The 20,184-nt window shown below is 69.5% G+C and carries 15 protein-coding genes and 1 pseudogene; 6 read left to right on the forward strand and 10 right to left on the reverse strand.

Features of this window, described 5'->3' with window-relative positions; translation table 11 throughout:
• Positions 1 to 9 precede the first annotated feature (9 nt).
• Together AC37TH_RS00290 and AC37TH_RS00295 are read left to right on the forward strand one after the other, a co-directional pair.
• Positions 10 to 390 carry an ArsR/SmtB family transcription factor gene (locus tag AC37TH_RS00290; protein ID WP_490762351.1) on the forward strand — a complete coding sequence of 127 codons (381 nt, stop codon included), beginning with the start codon at positions 10 to 12 and terminating at the stop codon, positions 388 to 390.
• The gene (locus AC37TH_RS00295) at positions 387 to 1,397 is read left to right on the forward strand and encodes a cation diffusion facilitator family transporter (protein ID WP_490762352.1); all 1,011 of its coding nucleotides are present in this window, start codon (positions 387 to 389) and stop codon (positions 1,395 to 1,397) included. The genes AC37TH_RS00290 and AC37TH_RS00295 overlap by 4 nt, the downstream gene beginning before the upstream one ends.
• Positions 1,398 to 1,404: 7 nt before the next feature.
• Here the strand turns inward: AC37TH_RS00295 and AC37TH_RS00300 are convergent, their stop codons facing one another.
• Positions 1,405 to 4,707, reverse strand: coding sequence for a DUF7927 domain-containing protein (locus tag AC37TH_RS00300; RefSeq protein WP_490762353.1), 3,303 nt, complete (start codon positions 4,705 to 4,707; stop codon positions 1,405 to 1,407).
• 258 nt (positions 4,708 to 4,965) lie between these two features.
• Entirely contained in the window at positions 4,966 to 6,189 is a 1,224-nt protein-coding gene (locus AC37TH_RS00305; protein ID WP_490762354.1) for an MFS transporter, read from the reverse strand.
• A gap of 46 nt (positions 6,190 to 6,235) precedes the next feature.
• Between AC37TH_RS00305 and AC37TH_RS00310 the strand changes: the two genes are divergently transcribed.
• Together AC37TH_RS00310 and AC37TH_RS00315 are read left to right on the forward strand one after the other, a co-directional pair.
• Complete coding sequence (locus AC37TH_RS00310) at positions 6,236 to 6,814, forward strand: sugar O-acetyltransferase (protein WP_490762355.1); 579 nt, start codon at positions 6,236 to 6,238, stop codon at positions 6,812 to 6,814.
• Between the two features lie 3 nt (positions 6,815 to 6,817).
• Positions 6,818 to 7,408 (forward strand): TetR/AcrR family transcriptional regulator, encoded by a 591-nt coding sequence (locus AC37TH_RS00315; protein WP_490762356.1) that lies wholly within the window; start codon positions 6,818 to 6,820, stop codon positions 7,406 to 7,408.
• A gap of 31 nt (positions 7,409 to 7,439) precedes the next feature.
• On the opposite strand, the gene AC37TH_RS00320 is transcribed toward AC37TH_RS00315, so the two are convergent.
• The 7 genes and pseudogenes from AC37TH_RS00320 to AC37TH_RS00350 all read right to left on the reverse strand — a co-directional run bounded on the left by AC37TH_RS00320 (position 7,440) and on the right by AC37TH_RS00350 (position 17,148).
• Positions 7,440 to 8,807 (reverse strand): NAD-dependent succinate-semialdehyde dehydrogenase, encoded by a 1,368-nt coding sequence (locus AC37TH_RS00320; protein ID WP_490762357.1) that lies wholly within the window; start codon positions 8,805 to 8,807, stop codon positions 7,440 to 7,442.
• A gap of 73 nt (positions 8,808 to 8,880) precedes the next feature.
• Positions 8,881 to 10,309 (reverse strand): annotated as a pseudogene (locus tag AC37TH_RS00325) (NAD(P)/FAD-dependent oxidoreductase).
• 46 nt (positions 10,310 to 10,355) lie between these two features.
• On the reverse strand, positions 10,356 to 11,957 hold the full coding sequence (locus AC37TH_RS00330; protein WP_490762358.1) for a dipeptide ABC transporter ATP-binding protein: 1,602 nt from the start codon (positions 11,955 to 11,957) through the stop codon (positions 10,356 to 10,358).
• Positions 11,954 to 12,820, reverse strand: coding sequence for an ABC transporter permease (locus AC37TH_RS00335; RefSeq protein ID WP_490762359.1), 867 nt, complete (start codon positions 12,818 to 12,820; stop codon positions 11,954 to 11,956). Before AC37TH_RS00335 ends, AC37TH_RS00330 begins: the two co-directional genes overlap by 4 nt.
• Positions 12,817 to 13,785: an ABC transporter permease gene (locus AC37TH_RS00340; protein WP_490762360.1), complete on the reverse strand. Its 969-nt coding sequence runs from the start codon at positions 13,783 to 13,785 to the stop codon at positions 12,817 to 12,819. The genes AC37TH_RS00335 and AC37TH_RS00340 overlap by 4 nt, the downstream gene beginning before the upstream one ends.
• Positions 13,772 to 15,421: an ABC transporter substrate-binding protein gene (locus tag AC37TH_RS00345; protein ID WP_490762361.1), complete on the reverse strand. Its 1,650-nt coding sequence runs from the start codon at positions 15,419 to 15,421 to the stop codon at positions 13,772 to 13,774. The genes AC37TH_RS00340 and AC37TH_RS00345 overlap by 14 nt, the downstream gene beginning before the upstream one ends.
• A gap of 77 nt (positions 15,422 to 15,498) precedes the next feature.
• Positions 15,499 to 17,148 (reverse strand): amidohydrolase, encoded by a 1,650-nt coding sequence (locus AC37TH_RS00350; protein WP_490762362.1) that lies wholly within the window; start codon positions 17,146 to 17,148, stop codon positions 15,499 to 15,501.
• A 109-nt stretch (positions 17,149 to 17,257) separates the two neighbouring features.
• Between AC37TH_RS00350 and AC37TH_RS00355 the strand changes: the two genes are divergently transcribed.
• Positions 17,258 to 17,950 carry a TetR/AcrR family transcriptional regulator gene (locus AC37TH_RS00355; RefSeq protein WP_490762363.1) on the forward strand — a complete coding sequence of 231 codons (693 nt, stop codon included), beginning with the start codon at positions 17,258 to 17,260 and terminating at the stop codon, positions 17,948 to 17,950.
• 67 nt (positions 17,951 to 18,017) lie between these two features.
• Here AC37TH_RS00355 and AC37TH_RS00360 read toward each other — a convergent pair whose 3' ends face one another.
• Positions 18,018 to 18,959 (reverse strand): LysR family transcriptional regulator, encoded by a 942-nt coding sequence (locus tag AC37TH_RS00360; RefSeq protein ID WP_490762364.1) that lies wholly within the window; start codon positions 18,957 to 18,959, stop codon positions 18,018 to 18,020.
• A 108-nt stretch (positions 18,960 to 19,067) separates the two neighbouring features.
• Between AC37TH_RS00360 and AC37TH_RS00365 the strand changes: the two genes are divergently transcribed.
• Positions 19,068 to 20,180, forward strand: coding sequence for a TDT family transporter (locus AC37TH_RS00365; RefSeq protein ID WP_490762365.1), 1,113 nt, complete (start codon positions 19,068 to 19,070; stop codon positions 20,178 to 20,180).
• Positions 20,181 to 20,184: the final 4 nt, after the last annotated feature.

The raw sequence follows: 20,184 nt of genomic DNA on the forward strand, positions 1-20,184 counted from the left end.
AATCTGCGTATGGATGCAGATAAGCCGATATGCGGACGTCTCCCGGACAGCCAGTACGTCGAACTCGCCGTCGAGGTGTTCGCGATGCTGGCCGACGCCACCAGGGTGCGCATCATCCTGGCTCTGAAGGATGCGGGCGAGCTGTCGGTGAACCTGCTCGCCGACATCCTCGACAAGCAGCCCGCCGCGGTCTCCCAGCACCTGGCCAAGCTGCGGCTCGCCCGGATCGTCGCCACCAGGCAGGAAGGCCAGCGCGTCTTCTACCGGCTGGAGAACGAGCACGCCAGCCGTCTCGTCACCGACGCGATCCTCCAGGCGGAGCACTCGCTCGGCGGAACCCCACGACACCACCACGACGCCGCGTCCAGCCCAGCGGTGGCCTCGGCGTGAGCGGCGTCGCCCACACCCACGATCACCACCACGAGCATGAGCACGACCACGACCACCCGCATCACCACCCCACCGGGCTCAAGGGTTTCCTGTACGGCCTCGTCGTCCCACACTCGCACGACGCCGCCGACTCCATCGACGACGCCCTCGAAGCCAGCACGGAGGGCGTCCGCGCCCTGAAGATCAGCCTCTTCGTGCTGCTCGCCACCACGATCCTGCAGGCCGTCGTCGTCGCGCTCAGCGGCTCGGTCGCCCTGCTCGCCGACACCGTCCACAACTTCTCCGACGCCCTCACCGCCGTCCCGCTCTGGGTCGCCTTCGTGCTCGGCCGCCGCGCCGCCTCGCGCCGCTACACCTATGGATACGGCCGGGCGGAGGACCTCGCAGGGCTCTTCATCATCGCAGTGGTCGCCCTCTCGGCTGTCGTCGCAGCCTGGCAGTCGATCGACAGGCTCCTCCACCCGCATCCGCTGGAGAACCTCGGCTGGGTGATCGTGGCGGGCGTCATCGGGTTCGCAGGCAACGAGGCCGTGGCGATCTACCGGATCCGCGTCGGCCGGCGCATCGGGTCGGCGGCCCTCGTTGCCGACGGCGTGCACGCCCGCATCGACGGCTTCACCTCACTCGCCGTCGTCGTCGGCGCCGTCGGGGTGATGCTCGGCTTCCCCCTCGCCGACCCCATCGTCGGCCTGCTGATCTCCGCGGCGATCATCGTGCTGCTGATCGGCACCGTGCGCAGCATCGGCCGTCGCCTGCTCGACGGCATCGAGCCGGAACTGGTCGACCGGCTGGAGCACGCGCTGGAGGAGACGCCGGGGGTGAACCGGGTTCCGCGCGTGCAGCTGCGCTGGATCGGTCACCGCCTGACCGGCGCGGCCGTTCTCACCGTGGAGGCGTCGAGCCTCCAGGAGGCTCAGCAGATCACCGCGGACGCTCGGGCGAGCGCGGTGGCGCACCTGCCCAACCTCGACGAACTGAGTCTGGAGCTCACCACAAGTCACCCCTGATCGTCCGTCACGCCCGGCGGCGACGACGGAAGAGCATCAGCCACAGGCCGCCCACGATCGCGGCGGCGCCGAGCGCGATGCCGGCCGCGATGTTGCTCCCGGTGTCGGGCAGCGGGCCGCCTCCGTCTCCGGAGGGCGCGGGCGGAGCCGGTGTCGGCGTGGGTGTCGGCGTGGGTGTCGGCGTGACCGGCGTCACGGTGACCGTCGTCGTGCATCCGGTCGGTGTCGCGCAGCTGCCGGGATCGGCCGGGGTCACCGTGTTCACGATGGTGCCGTCGCCGGTCAGCGGATCGTTAACGGTCACGGAGTATGTGATCACGATGTCGGCCCCGACCGCGAGCGGGCCGGACCAGGAGAGACTGCTGCCGGTGACCGTCGCGCCGTTCGTCGCGTCGCCGTTGTATGTGGCGTCGTCGAGCACCCTGGTCAGGTCGTCCGTGAACGAGGCCGGCGCGACACCCGTGAACGCGACGTCCGCCGTGTTGGTCACCGTGACGCGGTAGGTCAGGACCGCCCCGGCGGTGGCCGTGCCGGGATCCACCGTCTTGGAGACGGTGAAGTGCGGCTCGGCCACATCGGTCGTGCACGCGCCGGCCTCGGTGCAGTGGCCGCCGCTTCCAGCGATCACGACGTTGACGATGTGCGGGTTCGCCACCGTGGTCGGCTTCACCGTGACGGTGAAGGTGAGGGTGACGGACTGGCCGATCGGCAGGTCGACGTTCCAGGTGAGCGTGTCGCCGACGAGAGTGCCTCCCCCGGTGGCGTCCCCGTTGTATGTGGCGAGCGGCAGCACACCGGTGAGCGGGTCGAGCACGACAGCGGGTGCGGTGAAGGGTGCAGTGCTGCCGCCGTAGTTGAGCTGCCCGTCGTTCCTGACGAGGATCGTGTACGTGACGACGTCGCCCGGCGCCGCCGTGCTCACGGAGGCCGTCTTGGCGACGGAGAACTCCCCGACGGGGGTGGTGGTCGTGCAGGTGCCGACGCAGTCGCCGGAGCCGCCCGGCACGACGACGTTCGTCAACTGGTGGTCACCGGCATCCGGAGTGTTCACGGTCGCCGTGTACGTGACGGTCGTCGTCGCTCCGGCCGCCAGGTCGCCCGTCCAGGAGACGATGCCCGCGGCGAATGATGCGCCTCCGGTGAGGCTCGCCCGGACGAAGGTCGCGTCGTCGAGCACTGCGGACAGATCGTCGGTGAAGGTCGCGCCCGTGACGGGGACGGCGCTCGTGTTCGTCACGGTGACCGTGTATGTGACGGTGTCCCCGGGCGACGCCTGGGTCGCCGAGACAGCCTTCGTCACCGTGTAACTGCCGATCGGGGTGTCCGTCGTGCAGTCCGAGGCCGTAACGCACACGCCGGGTCCGGTCGGGGTGACCACGTTCACCAGGGCGGAAGTTCCCGTCACGCCCGCGTTGACCGTGACTGTGTACGTCAGCTGGATCGTCTGGCCGACGGGCAGGTCGAGCGCCCAGTCGATGGCGTTTCCGTTGAGGGCGCCCCCGTTGGAAGCGTCGTTGTTGTACGTAGCGAACGGAAGAACGCCGGCGAGGGAGTCGCTGAGCTGCGCCTGGGCCGTGTTCGGCGCGACCGCCCCACCGAAGTTGACGGCGCCCGTGTTCGTCACGGTGACCGTGTACGTGACGGTGTCGCCGGGAGCGGCCTGGGCGGCGGAGGCCGCCTTGCTGACGGTGAACTCGGCGACCGGCGTGGTGGCCGAGCAGGCGTCCGCCGCCGCGCAGGTTCCCGTTCCTCCCGGCACCACGGCGTTCGTGAGCACGTGGTCACCGGTGTCCGGATCGTTGACCGTGACCGCGTACGTGACGGTGGCGGTTCCGCCGACGGGCAGAGCGCCGGACCAGACGATCCCGCTGCCCGCGAGCACCGCCCCTCCGGTGAGGCTCGCCTCGTCGACGGTGGCGTCGTCGAGGAGGTTGCCGAGGCTGTCGACGAACGATGCTGGGTTGGCCGTCGTGTATGCCACGGGGCCGGTATTGGTGACGGTCACCGTGTACGTCACGGTGCCGCCGGGGACCACCGACGCCGGAGTGACGACATCCGCGGTCTTCGCGACCGTGAACGACGGGATGGGCGTCCCTGCCGGGCATGCTGTGCTCGTCGCCGTGTTGTTCGCGAGGTTCGGGTCGGCCTCGTTGCCGGTGACATCGGCGACGTTCGTGATCGCGCCGTCGGTGCAGGCGGGTGTCGCGCCGAGCCCTGGTGCCTGTCCGGTGATGGTGATCGTCGTGTCCGCGCCGTTGGCGAGCGGTCCACCTGCGCACTGCACGAGTTGACGGCCCGCGTCCGTGACGATCGAGCATCCGGGAGTCGTGGTGGCGGCGTTGATCAGCACCGCCGGCAGGGTGTCCCGGACGATGTAGCCGGACGAGTTCCCCGGCCCGTAGTTGTGCACGGTCAGTGTGTATGTGAGCGCTGCGCCTGCCGTGTACGTGGCCGGTCCGGCTTTGACGATTCCGAGATCGACCGGAAGGCCGGCGTACGACGCACCGTCGTTCTGGGTGTTCGCCGGACCCTTCGTGGCCGACACGATCTGGATGCTCGGGGTCGCCGACGCCGGGTTGACGAGCGCGAGCTGGTACACGGTGCCCGTGTTGTTGTCGGAGATGCCGATGTTGCCGTTTCCGTAGACCCACTGGGCGCCGAACGGATCCTTCGGCAGACCGGTGACGGTGACGGCCGTGACGATCCCGGTGGCGGGGTCGATTCGGTACAGCTGCGATCCTTCGCCGTAGACGCCCCAGATGTAGCCGCCGGTGTACACGATGTCGGAGATGTTCGGCACGGCAGCAGACAACTGGACGCGCGTGGTCGTCTTGGCGACCACATCCACTGCGTACAGGTTGCGGTCGCTCGTCGCCAGCCGCACGAACAGGGTGTCCGCCGATGACCCGGTGCCGAACGTGCCCTGGTTGTAGTTGAACGTGGACGTCGGAAGCCCGACCTGGCCGAAGCCCTGGGTCACCCCGCCCTGACCGATGCGCACCAGACCGCCGTTGTCGTTGACGCCCCAGAGGTAATGGTCGGCCTCGCGGTATCCGATCGCGTTGTAGCCGATGGCCGCCGTCCCCTGTTTGACGAACGAGATCGCGCCCGCGCCCTGCACCGCTTCATACAGCGTGCTCGGCTGACCGCGTGCCGGACCTTGGGCGACGAAGACGAGGCCGGAGCCTGTCGGGAAAGGGTCGCCGTTCGCCGCGGCAGCCGGCAGTGCCGTCGCCGTGACGCCGAGGAGCGCGAGAGCGAGAGCGGTGAGAGACGCGAGCCAGCGCATCCGGTGTTTCTTGATCCCCACGATTACCCCCAGGTGGACGAGGGACGATCAATGTTCAGAACGAAAGGTGTCGACGTGCGACGCGCTGCGCCGGAGCGCTGCGCTCGGCCACTCTGCTTCGAGCGACGGACGTACCCCGCAGTATTGCACTGAGCTGTCTACTGCACCACCCTCAAGCTGCATCAAACGCCGCCCCGCCGATCACGATCGTGCGTGTGGGCGGCCGTCGGCTATGGAGCACGCTGCTGCCCTGCGCACGGTCGGCCGCGCGATTTTGACCTAGCCCTTCACGGACTCGCTCACCGGCACATCCGACCGGCGTGACCCGCGCACCTGGCCCGCCAGCAGCACCCCGGCCACACAGAACACCAGTGGGATGACCAGAGCGCCCGTCAGACCGGTGAGGTGCGAGACCCAGCCGATGACGGCCGGACCCGCGAGAAGTCCGACGTAGCCGGCGCCGACGACGCGGGAGATGACGAGACCCTGGTTGCGGGTGCTCAGGTTGCCAGCAGCGGTGAACAGCTGAGGCACGACGCCGGACAGCCCGAGACCGAAGACGACCCAGCCGGCGAGCGTGAGCGGGTAGCTCGGCGACAGCACGACGATCAGCAGCCCGAGCGCCGCAGCCGCCGACCCGTAGCGGACGACGATGACAGGGCCGAAGCGCTGCACGATCCGGTCGATCACCAGGCGGCCGACTGTCATCGCGATGGCGAACGCGCCGAACGCGAGGGAGGCCGCGGAGTCCGGCACGTCGAGCCGCTCGACGGCCTGGAGCGCGCTCCAGTCGTTGGCGACCCCCTCGGCGAGCATGAGCAGGAAGGCGAGCGTGGCGAGGGCGGCGACCTTGCGGCCGATCCGCTCCGGTGCGGCCTGGATCACGGCTTCGGCGCCGTCGAGAGCAGCGTCCCTGCCAGCCGCGTCCCTCAGCACGGGCGTGTGCGGCAGCAGTGCCGGGATGCACAGGACGGCGAGCACGGTCCCGACGACGGCACCGAGTCCGAGCGACCAGTGCACCGAGAGCCCGACGGTCTGCATCCCGGCGACGACGACCGCGCCGATCGCGCCCCCGACCGAGAAGAAGGCGTGGAAGCTCGACATGATCGGACGCCCGTATGCGCGCTCGACGATCACGGCCTGGTCGTTCATCGCCACGTCCATGACCCCGTTGCCGAGCCCGAGCAGAAACAGCGCGCCCCCGAGCATCCACGGGTTCGGGGCCAGACCGGGCAGGTTCACGGCCACGACGAGGAGCACAGCGCCGATGACGGCGGTCCGCTTGCTGCCGATCCGGTCGATGAGCGGTCCCGTCGCCTGCATCCCGATCACGGAACCCAGCCCGAGCAGCAGCAGGAGCCCGCCGAGCACAGCGTGCGAGATGTCGGTGGACTGCTGGATCTCGGGGATGTTGACGACCCACACCGCGAAGACCAGGCCGGTGAGGAAGAAGAGGCCGACGACCGCGATGCGGGCGCGACGAAGCGAGGGGACGACGGGCATGCGTACGAGTGTACATTGCGATGCGTACGTGCGTACACTTGGCTGCATGATCGATTACTTCGCAGGCGATCCCCGTACCAATCGAGAGCGGATGCTCGCGGGCGACCTCTACATCGCCGACGACCCGGAGAGCAGCGTCCTCGCTCAGCGTGGCGCCCGCCTCGCCGACGCGTATCATCGCGCGGTGCTCGCCGACGACGGCGCGGCACGCCCGCTGCTCGAAGCACTCGTCGGGCACCTCGGCGACGACGCGTACATTAAGCCGCCGTTGTTCGTCGACTACGGCGAGAACATCTCGATCGGCGCGCGGACCTTCGTGAACTACAACCTCACCGCCCTCGACGTCGCTCCGATCACCATCGGCGAAGACTGCCAGATCGGCCCCAACGTGCAACTGCTCACGCCCACGCATCCGGTGGAGCCCCAGCCGCGCAAAGACCGGCTGGAGGCGGCGGAGCCGATCGCCATCGGGGACAACGTCTGGCTCGGTGGCGGCGTGATCGTCTGCCCGGGCGTCAGCATCGGCGACAATAGCGTGATCGGCGCCGGCGCGGTCGTGACCAGGGACATTCCGGCGAACGTGGTCGCGGTCGGCAACCCCGCCCGCGTCATCCGGGAGCTCTGAGTTGTGAGCGCCGAACCGGCGACGGCCGGCACCACCGTCGCGCAGCCGCGTCGCCGCTACGACCCCGACCGGCGCGACCGCATCATCGACGCCTGCCTCGACGTGATCGCCGAGGCGGGCGTCGCAGGCACCTCGCACCGCCGGGTCGCCGCAGCGGCCGGCGTGCCGCTCGGCTCGATGACCTACCACTTCTCCGGGATGGACGACCTGCTCGCCGAGGCCTTCGAACGGTTCGCAACCACCACGAGCCTGCGCTTCCAGCAGCGGCTCGCCGGTTGCGCAGACCGCGAGCAGGCGGAGGAGGCCGTCGTCGGGACGATCCTGCACGACGTCTTCAGCACTCAGCGCGACCTCGTCCTCACGCACGAGCTGTACACGCTCGCCGCGCGGGAGACACCGTTCCGCGAGATCACGAACCGGTGGATGTCCCGCAGCCGCGCGGCCCTCGAACGGTTCTGGGATCCGCTGACCGCCCGCATCCTGGATGCGCTGATCGAGGGCCTGACCGTGCATCGCGCCCTCGACACGGTCCAGCACGACGACCGCGCGGTCCGCGAGGCCGTGCGCCGGGTCACCGGGGGGATGGCCGTCTGACCTCCCCCCGGCGAGTGTCCGTGACTTCGCGTCAGCCGCCGATGCGGATGAGCTTCTTGTTGACGAACTCGTCTGCGCCGAAACGGCCGAGCTCGCGGCCGGAGCCCGAGCGCTTCACGCCGCCGAACGGCAGTTCTGCGCCGTCGGCGAGCACCACGTTCACGAAGACCATGCCGGCGTCGATGCGGTTGGCGACCCTGTCCGCCTGCTCAGGGTCAGTCGTGTAGAGGTACGAGCCGAGGCCGAACGGGGTGTCGTTGGCGATGCGCACGGCGTCCGCCTCGTCCGCGGCGCGGAACACCTGGGCGACAGGGCCGAAGAACTCCTCCTTCGACGCGGGATTCTCCGGGGTCACGTCGGTGAGGACGGTCGTCTCGAAGAACGCGCCATTCCTGCCGCCTCCGCGGACCAGGGTGGCGCCGTTCTCGACGGCGCGCTGCACCTGCTCGTCCAGGCCCTCCGCCGCACGCAGCGACGAGAGCGGGCCGAGCGCCGAGTCTGCGCTGGTCGGGTCTGTCGCCTCCACCTCCGCCAGCTTCGCGGTGAACTTCTGCAGGAAGGCGTCGTAGAACTCGTCGGCGATGACGAAACGCTTGGCGCCGTTGCAGGACTGACCGCTGTTGTCGAGACGGGCGTCGACCGCCTGCTGGACGGTCGCATCCAGATCGTCGGTGGACAGCAGGATGAACGGGTCGGAGCCACCGAGCTCCAGCACGACCTTCTTGAGGTTGCGGCCGGCGATCTCCGCGACCTTGGCTCCCGCGCGCTCCGAACCGGTGAGCGAGACGCCCTGAACGCGAGGGTCGGCGATGACCGTCTCGATCTGGTCGTGGTCGGCGTAGATGTTGACGTATGCACCTTCGGGGAAACCGGCGTCGAGCATGATCCGCTCGATCGCGGCGGCCGACTCCGGGCACTGCTCTGCGTGCTTGAGGAGGATGGTGTTGCCGATGATCAGGTTGGGCCCTGCGAAGCGGGCGACCTGGTAGTACGGGAAGTTCCACGGCATGATGCCGAGCAGCACACCGAGCCCGGAGCGTCGGATGACGGCTGAGCCGTCGCCGTCGAGCAGCGTGATCGGCTCATCCTTGAGGAATTCCGCTGCGTGATCGGCGTAGTACTCGTAGATGGCACCGGCGAAGTCGACCTCGCCGAGCGCCTGCTCGACAGGCTTGCCCATCTCGCGCACGATGATCTCGGCCAGTTCTTCTCTGCGCTCCACGTGCAGCTCGCCTGCGCGGCGCACGAGGGCGGCGCGCTCGGCCACCGTCGTGGTCCTGGCCCAGCCGCGGTAGGCGTCGTCGGCCGCCGCGATGGCCGCCTGCAGGTCGGCGTCGCTGATGGTGTCGTAAGTCTTGACCGTCTCGCCCGTGGCGGGATTGGTCACGGCGTAGCTCATAGCACTCCTTGTTCGTGTGTGTTCGGGCATGGTCTACAGAGACGACACTAGATGGGCGCCGTCGGATGCGCATCTATGAGTCGAAGCCGAGACCGACCGCATCCAGTGTCTTCTGCACGACGTTCCTCCTGCCCTCGTTGTGGTCGGCCCGGTTCAGCGCCCAGCGGCTCAGATTGATGCCGACACTGGCGAGCGGTTCCGGCGGGAACGGGGCCGGCTTGCTGCGCACCATTTCCAGCTCGGTCAGCTCCGTCGGGGTGCCGCCGAGGAGGTCGAGGAGCACGCGTGCCGCGAACCGCGTCGCGCCGACGCCGAGCCCGGTGAAGCCGCTCGCGTACGCGACGCGGCCCTTCCTGGCGAGGCCGTAGAACGCGCAGAACCGGCTGCAGGTGTCGATGGCGCCCGCCCACCGGTGGGTCGCCCGGATGCCGTCGAGTTGGGGGAACGTGGTCAGCAGGTGGCCCGCGAGCCGTTCGAACGTCTCCTGCCGTTCCTCGTACACCGGCTCGACCTTGCGGCCGTAGTGGTAGATCGCGTCGTAGCCGCCGAACAGGAGCCGGTTGTCCTGCGACAGCCGGTAGTAGTGGAACTGGTTGCCCATGTCGCTGATGCCCTGCCGGTCGCGCCAGCCGATGTCGGCGAGCTGCGTGTCGCTCAGCGGCTCCGTCATCAGCACGTAGTCGTACACCGGCACAGTCATCAGCCGGTTGCGCTTGAGCAGCGACGGGAAGACGTTCGTCGCCAGAACGACCTTGTCGGCGGTGACCACGGTGCCGTTCACCGGCAGCCGGACGGAGCCGCTGCGGTCGGTGCGCACCTCTCCGACCGACGAGAACTCGTAGAGTTCGACACCGACGGCCTCGCACGCGTCGGCGAGACCCCGCGCCAACTTGGCCGGATGCACGATCGCCGCGTCCCGGCGGTTCCAGACCCCCGCCAGGTAGGTGGGCGATGCGACCGCGGCTTGCACCGCATCCTGATCGAGGAGGACGGCCTCGCCGACGCCCTCCGCCGCCGCAGCCTTCGCCCACTCCACCTGGTGCGGCTCCACTGCGACGCTGAGAAGACCCGTGCGCTCGAACTCCGCATCCACGCCCAGGTCGCCGAGCGTGCGCTCGATGGCGTCGAGGTTCTCGCGGCCGAGCTGCTGCAGGCGGTCGAACTCTTTCGGGAACCTGCCGCGCCCGTTCGGCTCGCCGTGGGTGAGGCTCGACTTCGCAGAAGCCGCCGTTGCGACCGGACGCCGCCCAGCCGATCCGCTGCGCCTCCAGCAGCACCACCCGCCGCTCCGGATGCTCCTGCTTGGCCAGGAGTGCAGCCCAGAGTCCCAGGTAGCCGCCGCCGACCACCGCCAGGTCGGCCTTGAGTGCTCCCTCGACGGCCGGGCGCGGCGCTGCCGGAGCGTCGGCCAGCCAGAACGAGCCGTTCTCGCTCCCGTCGAGCAGGCGAGCGATCGAGGAGGCGGAGGGCGCCTGCCGTTCGAAGACGGTGGTGTGCGGCATGGGTGATGATCTCTTTCGTCGAGAGGGGAAAGGGGCTAGCGAGGAGTCAGAGCACGTCGCTGGTGGCGCGCGGCACGGAGTCGAGCAGCAGCTTCGTGTATTCGTGCTGCGGATTGGAGAGCAGGTCGGTCGTCCTGCCGCTCTCCACGATCTCGCCGGAGCGCATCACGACGGTGCGCTCGCACACCGTCCGGACCACGGCCAGGTTGTGGCTGATGAACAGCACGGTCAGCCCGCGCTCGCGCCGGATGTCGGAGACCACATCGAGCACCTGGGCCTGCACGGAGACGTCGAGCGCGCTCGTCGCCTCGTCCATGACGAGCACGGTCGGCTCGATGGCCAGCGCCCTCGCGATCGCCACGCGCTGCCGCTGACCGCCCGAGAGCGTCCGCGGAAGCGCCTGGGCGTGGCTCTCCGCAAGCCCGACCTGATCGAGCAGCCCGAGCACCTGGCTCCTGGCGTCCGCCGCGCCGACATCGGGGTGGTGGAGGCGCAGGGCGTCCTCGATGGACCGCCCGACGGTGATGCGCGGGTCGAGCGAGAGGTACGGGTCCTGGAACACCATCTGCACGCGCCGGGCGTGGAGGAGGCGCTCAGCACGGCCGCGCGGACGCCCGGCCTGGACCTCGCCGTCGATCTCGACCGTGCCGGAGTCCGGCTGCTCCAGTCCGACGATCATGCGGGCGAGGGTCGACTTGCCGGACCCGGACTCCCCGACCACGCCGAGAGCCTCCCCCGCCGGGATGGCGATGGATGCGCCAGCGACGGCCACGACCGGTCCTCGGTTGCACACGTGGTACGTCTTGGCGACGTCCGTCGTCTGGAGCACGGGAGGACGGCCCTCGACGTTCTTCTCCTGCGGCTCGTCGCCGGTGACCTCGATGGTGGGCGTCGCATCCACGAGGCGCCTGGTGTAGGAGCTGGTCGGCTGCCGCAGCACCCGGGATGCGGTCCCGTGCTCTTCCACCTTCCCCTGGCGCATCACGTAGACGCGATCGCAGAACGCGGACGCCAGGGTCAGATCGTGCGTGATGAAGAGCATTCCCATCGCGCGCTGCTCCCGCTGCTCGGCGAGCACGCGCAGGATCTGCGCCTGCGTGGTGACGTCGAGCGCGGTGGTGGGCTCGTCGCAGACCAGCAGTTTGGGCGACCCGGCCAGCGCGCCCGCGATCATCACGCGCTGCAGCATCCCGCCGGAGAGCTCGTGCGGGTACTGGCGCAGGTGCTCCTCCGGCCGCGGCAGGTGCACCGCCTGCATCAGCTCGACGGCGCGTTCCGTGGCCCTGGCCTTCGGCCAGCCGTCGCCGAGGCGCAACGCCTCGGTGAGATGGTCGCCGATGGTGCGCATGGGGTTGATCCCCGCGCGGGGATCCTGGAACACCATCGCGGCGGTCGTCAGCCGGAGGTGCAGCAGTTCTTTCGCGCGCGCCGTCAGCACCTCGACACCGTCGAGGGCGACCGATCCGCTGGTCTTCGCGTTGTCGGGCAGCAGCCCGAGCACCGTGCGCGCCGTGAGCGACTTGCCGGAGCCCGACTCCCCCACCAGGCCGACGGTCTCGCCCTCGGACACCGTCAGGCCGACGCCGCCGAGCAGGCGGCGGTCGCCGGGGAGGTCGATGGTCAATCCGGAGATCTCGAGCAGTGTCATGCTGATGTCCTTCCACCGATGCGGTCCGAGAGCTCCTCGCCGATCACGTTCACGGCGACGACGACGATCACCACGGCGACGGCCGGCACGATCGCCGGCAGGAAGTACCCGCCCGCGATGCCGGCCTGCGCCTCGTTGATCATCGCGCCCCAGTCGGCGACGGGCGCCTGCACCCCGAGCCCGAGGAACGAGAGGCCGGCGAGCTCGGCGAGCACGTAGCCGAAGTTCAGCGTCGACTGCGCCCCGACGGTCGGCGTGACGTTGGGCAGCACGCGCCGCAGCGCGATCCACGATCCGCCGAAACCCTGCACCCGGTAGGCCGAGACGTACGGTCTCGACTTCTCGGTCGCGACCAGCTGCCTGGTGAGGCGGGCGACGAACGGCGAGTACGCGATGCTCATCGCGATCACCGGCGCCACCAGACCCTTGCCGAACAGTGCGACCGCCATGATCGCGATGAGCAGCGACGGGAACGCGAACAGCACGTCGAAGATCCGGGCGAGCGTTGCATCCAGCCAGCCGCCGCGCCAGCCGGCGATCAGTCCGAGGACGATGCCGAGCAGCGTGGAGGCGACCACCACGAGCAACGGGCCGAGCAGCGCCGTCCTGGCACCGAAGATCATCCGGCTGAGGGTGTCCCGGCCGAGGGCGTCCGCGCCCAGCCAGTGCGCGGCGCTCGGATTGGCGTAGACGGCGGAGAAGTCCACATGGTCGGGGTCGTACGGCGCGATCAGCGGCGCGAACACCGCCGCGAGAGTGATGACGATCAGCACGACGACGGAGATCGTCCAGCCGACCCTGGGACGCTTGCCGACGGTCGAGCGCATCACCTTCAGCGCGAGGGTGGGGGTCGGGGCGCTCATCGTCCGCCCTCCCCGGCTGCGGCGCGCGGATCGATGACCGGTTCGAGCAGGTCGACGATCGCGTTGACCACGATGAACGCCGTGACCACGAGCAGCACGATCGCCTGCACGACCGGGAAGTCGAGGCGGTCGACCGACTGCACGAGCAGAGAGCCGAGTCCCGAGATGCCGAAGGCGGACTCCACGATGGAGGTCGCGACCAGCAGCCCGGCGACCAGCAGACCGCTCACCGTGAGGATCGGGCCGATGGCGTTTCGGAACACGTGTCGCCTGACCACGGTGGACCTCCGCAGGCCGCGACTGGTCGCCACCTCCACGTGCTCGCGGCCGAGCTGTTCGACCATCGACATGCGGGTCACCTTTCCGATCAGGACGACGAACACGATGGCCAGGGCGATCGACGGGAGCACCAGGTGGTAGACCATGTCGAGGAAGCCGGTGCCGGAGCCGAACGCGGGGAACCAGCCGAGCTGCACGGCGAACACCGCGATCAGCACGATCGACCCGACGAACGACGGGATGGCGCCGAGAATCGTCAGCACGGTCAGGATCGCGCGGTCGGCGAGCCTGCCGCGGTTGAGGGCGGCGATCGCACCGGCGATCAGGCCGACGACCGTGAGCATCACGCCAGCCATCACCACGATGGTGATGGTCACCGGCAGCCGGTCGCCGATCACGGTCGCCACCGACTGGCGGTACTGCAGTGAGCGGCCGAAGTCGCCGTGCAGCATGCCGCCGACCCACTGCAGGTACTGCTGCCAGGGCGGCAGGTTCAGGCCGAACTCGGCCGTCACCTGGGCCACGGCCTCCGGGGAGGGCTTCCTGCCGCGAAGCAGGAAGCTCACCGGGTTGCCTGGGACGAGGAAGCGGGAGAAGAAGACGAGGAGCGAGGCGAGGAACAGGGTCAGCAGGAGCGATCCGAGCTTGCCTGCGACCCGCCGCGCCGTCGCGCTACCGCGCGCCAATCGTCGCCGCCCACGGGTAGTACAGCATGGCGACGGAGGGAGCCACGCCGGTGACCTTCTTGCCGACGAACACCGTCATCGGTCCATGGAAGAGCGGAAGCCACGGGAGCTGCTGGTTGGCGATCTTCTGGAGCTCCACGGACTTCTGCGCCCTGGCCTCCGGGTCGGCGGTGCCGGCGGCCTCATCCACCAGCGCGTCGAACTTCGGGTCGGACCAGTTGCCGTAGTTGCTGAACTGGCCGGTCTTCAGCACCCCGTACATCTCCAGCGGGTCCGGGGTCGACAGATACCACGACGTGTAGAAGAGGTCGACGCCGGCACGGGCGTTCGGGTCGGAGAACAGCGTGGTGTACGAGTCCGGCGTCATCGTCTGGATGGTCGCCTTCAGGCCGATCGACTCTGCGGCAGCCGCCGTCGCCTGGGCGACCACGGCGAAGTCGGCGCCCATCGGCGCGGTGCGGATGGTGATCGACTTGCCGGTCGCGCCCGCCTTCTCGACGAGCTTCTTGGCTGCGGCGACGTCGTACGGGTATTTCTCCAGCCCGCTGAACGCCTCCTTCTTCGTCGCGGCGCTCGCACCGCCCCACACGGATTCGGTGGTCAGTGCGTTCGTGACCGTGCCGTAGCCCTTCGCGGCGGCGTCGACCATTCCCTGCCTGTCCATCGCCATCAGCAGTGCCTTGCGCACGTCCACGTTGCCGAGGACGCCCTTCAGGTTGCCGACGACCAAGTCGGAGACCGCGGTGTTGAGGCCGAAGTAGAGCTTCCCCGAGTTCGCGGTCGAGAGCTTAGTGATCGCTTCGGCGGGGACCATCCAGCCGCCGTCGACCTGTCCGGAGACCAGCGCATTCACGCGGGCGCTCGGGTCGGTCATGAACAGAATGGTGACCTTGCCGGCTTTCGCCCGCAGGTCTTTGTCCCAGTACTTGTCGTAGCGGGTGAGCGTGACGGACTCGCCCGACTTCCAGGAGGTGAGCTCGAAGGGTCCCGTGCAGTTGACGAGGCCGGTCGAGTTGCCGTAGTTCTTGCCCTTAGCCGCGAGCGTCGCGGCGGACTCCACGACGCCGGCGGCGCCGCTCATCCCGAGGTTGAACTGCGAGTCCGGCTTGGTCAGGGTGACCGTGACCTCGAGCGGGCCGGTCTGGTCGATGGATGCGACGTTCTGGTACACGGAGAACCAGGAGGAGCCGACCGCCGGGTCGATGTGGCGGCGCATCGAGGCGACGGCGTCCGCGGCCGTCATCGTCGTGCCGTCATGGAAGGTGACGTCCGGACGCAGCTTGTACACCCAGGTGAGCGGTGTCGGGTTGCTGTACGACTCGGCGAGGGAGGGCGAGATCGTGAAGTCCGGGTTGAGCCTGAGCAGCGACTCGCAGACGTTCGAGAGCACCTGGTTGTCCGAATAGTCGAACGCGTACGCGTAGTCGAGGGAGTACGGCTCTGCATAGGACACCCAGGTGTACGAGTTGATGTCGCCGGACGGCGCCGCGGTCTTGGCGGTGAGCTGGAACGACGGCTTAGCTCCCACTGTCGACGAGCCGGAGCCGGCGGGCGAACAGGCGGCGAGGGCGAGCGCGGCGGCCAGGGCGGCCGCTGTCGCCAGGATGAGGCGACGGCTGGTGCGTGATCGAGGCATTTCTTACTCCTCCTGATGGGTCGTGCGCTGTGTGGGGGTGGGGGTTCGGGTGTGCATGGGAGAGGGCGCGGCGCGGGTCAGTCGCGGACGTACACCGGCACGCCGCCGACCCAGGTGGAGACGACGGAACAGGCGTGGATGCTGTCCGCGGGCACCGAGAACGGGTCAGGCTCGATCACCACGAGGTCTGCGCGGTATCCCCGTGCGATGGATCCGGTGTCGTGGTCGCGGTGGTTCACGTACGCCGACCCTGACGTGTACGCGGCGAACGCGGTCTCGAGGTCGAGGCGCTGCCGCTCACCGCCGAGAGGTTCGTCGCCGGAGCCGGGCGAGACCCGGTTGACGGCGATATGGATGGCGGCGAGAGGGTCGGCGCTCGACACCGGCCAGTCGCTTCCGGCGGCCAGACGGGTGCCTGCCCGCTCGAGGTCGCCGAACGGGTATTGCCTGGTCTGCAGTTCGTCGTGCAGGAACGGCAGGGTGAGCTCGTCGAGCTGGGTCTCGTGGCAGGCCCAGAGCGCCTGCAGGTTCGCGACAGCGTCGAGGGCGGGGAAGCGGGCTGCGTCCTCCTCGGACACCACCTGCAGGTGGGCGAGGTGGTGCCGGTGGTCGGCCTCGCCGTTCGCATCCCGTGCGGCCTGGAGGGCGTCGAGTGCTTCGACCACCGCCCGGTCGCCCAGGGCGTGGAAGTGCACCTGGAAGCCGAGCTTGTCGAGCTCGGTGACGTAGCCGGCGAGCAGGTCGGGGCGGATGAACGACAGCCCGGCGTTCGACGTGTCGTGACCGTGCGCGTCGAGGTACGGCTGCGACATCGCCGCCGTGAAGTTCTCTGCGACGCCGTCGACCATGATCTTCACCGTGCCGAGCGCGAACCGGTCGTCACCGAGCCTGTCGAACTCCTCGCGACGCTCGACCATCCCGGCGATCTGCTCCGCTCCGGTGTCCCGCTGCCACCACTGGGCGCCGCGGACGTGCGCGATGAGGGTGTCCTCGTCGAGCGCACGACGGTAGGCGGGGAGGTTGGACGGCATCGTCGCGACGACGCCCACCATCGCGTCCTGCCAGCCGGTGATGCCGAGGCTCAGCAGTTCGGACTGTGCTCGGAGGAGACCGGCGTATGCCAGGTCGTCGTCGATCACCGGCTTGACGGCGTCGAAGAGGTCGCCCGCGCCCTCGTGGAAGGTGCCGGCCGGCTGACCGTCGGCCTCTCGCTCGATCCGGCCGTCGACCGGATCGGGGGTGGAGGCGTCGATCCAGGCCGCACGGATGGCCGCGGAGCTGGCCCAGACGCTGTGGTGGTCGCGGCTTGCGAGCAGCACGGGTCGGTCGCCGACGATGTCGTCGAGCAGGCCACGGACGGGCGCGCCTCCCGGGAAGTGATCCATCGACCAGCCGCCGCCGAGGATCCAGCCGTCCGGATTCTCCGCCGCGTACGCCGCGATCCGTGCCAGGGTTTCGGCGGCATCCGCCGACTCGGAGAGCGAGCACTGCAGCAGTTCGACGCCGCCGCCGACCGGGTGGATGTGCGCATCCTGGAACCCGGGGCTGAGCAAGCGGCCGTCGAGGTCGACGATCTGGGTCTGCGACCCGCGGTGCTCGTCGACGGCGTCCTGCGGCACGATCGCGACGATCCTGCCCTCGCTCACCACTACTGCGTGGCCGTCCAGTGGCTGTCCTGTGCCGGTGAAGATCCGACCCCCGGTCAGAATCACGTCTGCGTCCGCCATCGTTGCTGGTTCCCTTCGTCGTCGAGTGGGTTGAGGGCGATGCTAGGGCGCGCACAACACCGATGTCAACAGTGCTGACACGATTGTTGTCGTTTGGTAGGGTGACGATGTGAATCACGCAGAGCCGCGGGCAGACCACGCCAACGCCAAGCGCCTCGATCGGGCCACGATCGTGAGGGCGGGACTCGACGTCGCCGCACGCCCGAACAGTGCAGCGATCTCGATCCGCGCCCTGGGCGCAGAGCTCGGCGTCGACCCGACCGCCGTCTACCGGCACTTCCGCGCCAAGGACGACCTGATGAAAGCGCTCCTCGACGCCGTGCAGGCCATCGCGCTCGCGCGCGTCTCCGCGGTGGAAGCCGATTGGCGGGAGCGGCTGCGCCTGCTGTCCCGCGCCACCCTCGACGCCTTCGTTGACCACCCGGCCATCGCGGTCGAGGCGACGGTGCTCACGACCAACGGCCCCGCCGAGCTCACGACCATCGAATTCATCCTCGGCGCCTTCGCCGAGGCAGGACTCAGCGGAGCCGACCTCGTGCGGCACTACGCACTGTTCGCGTCGTACGTGCTCTCCGAAGCGGCGGGCATCGCCCGTGGACGCACGACGACGAGCGGCGACCCGGACGCCGCAGGCGGAGCGCCGAGCAACGCCTGGTTCGATGGGCCGCTGCTCGTCGACCCCGTCACGCACTCGAACATCGCCTCCGTCGCGGCCGAACTGAAGGCGCTCCGCGACGAGGACATCTTCCACCTCGGCATCGAGGTCATCCTCGACTCGGCGGAACGCGCCGCTGCCGTCTGAGCAACAGCGGGCGCCTGAGCAACAGCGGGCGCCTGAGCAGCCGCCGCCGTCTGAGCAGCAGCTGCCGTCAGGCTCCGGCCTGGCGGTCCGCGCGGTCCCTGCGGCCTGGACCCACCGCTGCGGCGATGGCCAGGAACTCGCTCACGTCCGGGGCCACCGGGTCCTGGTGCTGCGTCCAGATCGCGGTGAGCGGGCGGGTGATGTGCAGCCCACGGATCGGGACACGCACCAGAGCTCCCGAGGCGATGTCCTGCCGCACACTCAGGATGCTGAGCACCGCCGGCGCGTAGCCGGTGCGCGCCAGCGAGGTGATCGCCGCCGACGTCGGCAGTTCGGCGGCCGGAGCGGACGCTGCCGGTTCCACAGCCGAGACCGTGCGCAACGCCGCATCCAGTGCCGCCCTGGTGCCGGACCCCGCCTCCCGCTGGATCAGCGACGTCCGAGCGAGTTCCGCCGGAGTGATTCCGCGAGACCGCGCCGCCCACGCGTGATCGGGTGAGACCACGACCACGAGTTCGTCGGAGGCGATCACCCTGGATCGAAGCCCGGCCGGAACCATCGGAGCCTCGATGAAGCCGAGTCGCACCGCGCCGTCCAGCACCGCCTCGACGACGGCGGTGCTGTTCGCGGCCACCAGCCGCACCCTGGCGTCCGGTCTCCGCCGCGTGAACGCGCTGAGCCACAACGGCACCAGGTGTTCGGCGATCGTGAGACTGGCCGCGACGGAGAGCTCGGCGGACGCCGTGTCGCCGATCACCGCGACCAGCTCGTCGAACCGGTCGGCCGCGGCGAGCGCCTCGTCCGCCCAGCCGGCGATCAGCGCGGCCGTCTCTGTCAGCGTGCTCCCGCGCGGCGAACGCACCAGCAACGCGACGCCGAGCTGCCGCTCCAGCAGCCGGATGCGCTGCGACGCGGCTTGCTGACTCATCCCGAGCGCTTCGCCCGCCCTCGTCATGCTTCCCGTCCGCGCCACCGCCGCGAGGACGCGCAGATTCCGCAGGTCGTCCATCTGGCTCCGTTCACAACGAATGCTTGTACCCCGCCAACGATACTGCTCTACTCCGGCGCGCCCCCCGACCGGCATCGTGGAAGCCAGGATCGAGAAGGAGACGACGGCATGGGCACGACAGCACTGTTCCGCGAGTTGGAGCGACCGGGACTCGCGCTGTCCAACATCACGCCCAACTGGTTCGCGGCGGTGATGGGCACGGGCATCGTGGCGAACGCCACGGCGACGCTTCCCCTGCAGTTCCCGGCGTTGCGCGTGGCTGCGACGATCGTCTGGATGCTCGCGGCACTCCTCCTCGTGGCACTCGTGGCCGCCACGGTCGCCCACTGGGTCCGCTTCCGCGCGACCGCGGAACGCCACCACGCGCATCCGGTGATGGCGCACTTCTACGGCGCCCCGCCGATGGCGCTGCTCACCGTGGGAGCCGGGACGCTGATCTTCGGGCGCGCTGTGCTCGGCGAGGCGAACGCGGTGGTGATCGCCTCCGTGCTCTGGATAGCGGGCACTGTGCTCGGGCTAGTCTCCGCCGTCGCCATCCCGTTTCTGGTGTTCACCAGGCACGACGTGCGGGAGGATTCGGCCTTCGGCGGCTGGCTGATGCCGGTCGTGCCTCCAATGGTCTCGGCGGCGACGGGCGCGCTGCTCCTGCCGTACGCCCCAGCCGGTCAGCCCCGGCTGACGCTGATGCTGGCCTGTTACGCGATGTTCGGCGCCAGCCTGCTGGCGGCGCTCGTCATCATCCCGCAGCTCTGGGGCAGGCTCGCCAGGCACAAGGTCGGTGCGGCCGCGATGGTGCCGACGCTGTGGATCGTGCTCGGTCCGCTCGGGCAGTCGATCACGGCAGCCACGTCGCTGGGACGGAACGCGCACCTCGTCGTCGACGGGTCGACGGCGCACGCCCTCGAACTCTTCGGCGTCGTCTTCGGCGTCCCCGTGCTCGGTTTCGCCCTCCTGTGGGCGGCGATCGCCGCCGCGATCACGGTCAGCACCGCTCGCCACGGGATGCCGTTCGCCCTCACCTGGTGGTCGTTCACGTTCCCGGTCGGCACCGTCGTCACCGGCGTCTCCGGACTCGCGGCGGCCACGGGCGACGACGCGCTCGCGGTGCTGGCCGTCGTGCTCTTCGCCGGGCTCGTCGCCGCGTGGCTGCTGGTCGCGACGCGCACGTTCCACGGCGCGCTCATCACCGGGCGTCTCGTCGCCCCGCCTCCGGCGGTCTGAGCCT

It is taken from the genome of Leifsonia sp. McL0627 (assembly GCF_058244615.1).

What these genes read in the sequence shown, in the direction of transcription:
- AC37TH_RS00290 (WP_490762351.1), top strand. Translation starts at nt 10, where the DNA reads ATGGATGCAGATAAGCCGATATGCGGACGTCTCCCGGACAGCCAGTAC.
- AC37TH_RS00305 (WP_490762354.1), bottom strand. Translation starts at nt 6,189, where the DNA reads ATGCCCGTCGTCCCCTCGCTTCGTCGCGCCCGCATCGCGGTCGTCGGC.
- AC37TH_RS00310 (WP_490762355.1), top strand. Translation starts at nt 6,236, where the DNA reads ATGATCGATTACTTCGCAGGCGATCCCCGTACCAATCGAGAGCGGATG.
- AC37TH_RS00320 (WP_490762357.1), bottom strand. Translation starts at nt 8,807, where the DNA reads ATGAGCTACGCCGTGACCAATCCCGCCACGGGCGAGACGGTCAAGACT.
- AC37TH_RS00330 (WP_490762358.1), bottom strand. Translation starts at nt 11,957, where the DNA reads ATGACACTGCTCGAGATCTCCGGATTGACCATCGACCTCCCCGGCGAC.
- AC37TH_RS00335 (WP_490762359.1), bottom strand. Translation starts at nt 12,820, where the DNA reads ATGAGCGCCCCGACCCCCACCCTCGCGCTGAAGGTGATGCGCTCGACC.
- AC37TH_RS00345 (WP_490762361.1), bottom strand. Translation starts at nt 15,421, where the DNA reads ATGCCTCGATCACGCACCAGCCGTCGCCTCATCCTGGCGACAGCGGCC.
- AC37TH_RS00350 (WP_490762362.1), bottom strand. Translation starts at nt 17,148, where the DNA reads ATGGCGGACGCAGACGTGATTCTGACCGGGGGTCGGATCTTCACCGGC.
- AC37TH_RS00360 (WP_490762364.1), bottom strand. Translation starts at nt 18,959, where the DNA reads ATGGACGACCTGCGGAATCTGCGCGTCCTCGCGGCGGTGGCGCGGACG.
- AC37TH_RS00365 (WP_490762365.1), top strand. Translation starts at nt 19,068, where the DNA reads ATGGGCACGACAGCACTGTTCCGCGAGTTGGAGCGACCGGGACTCGCG.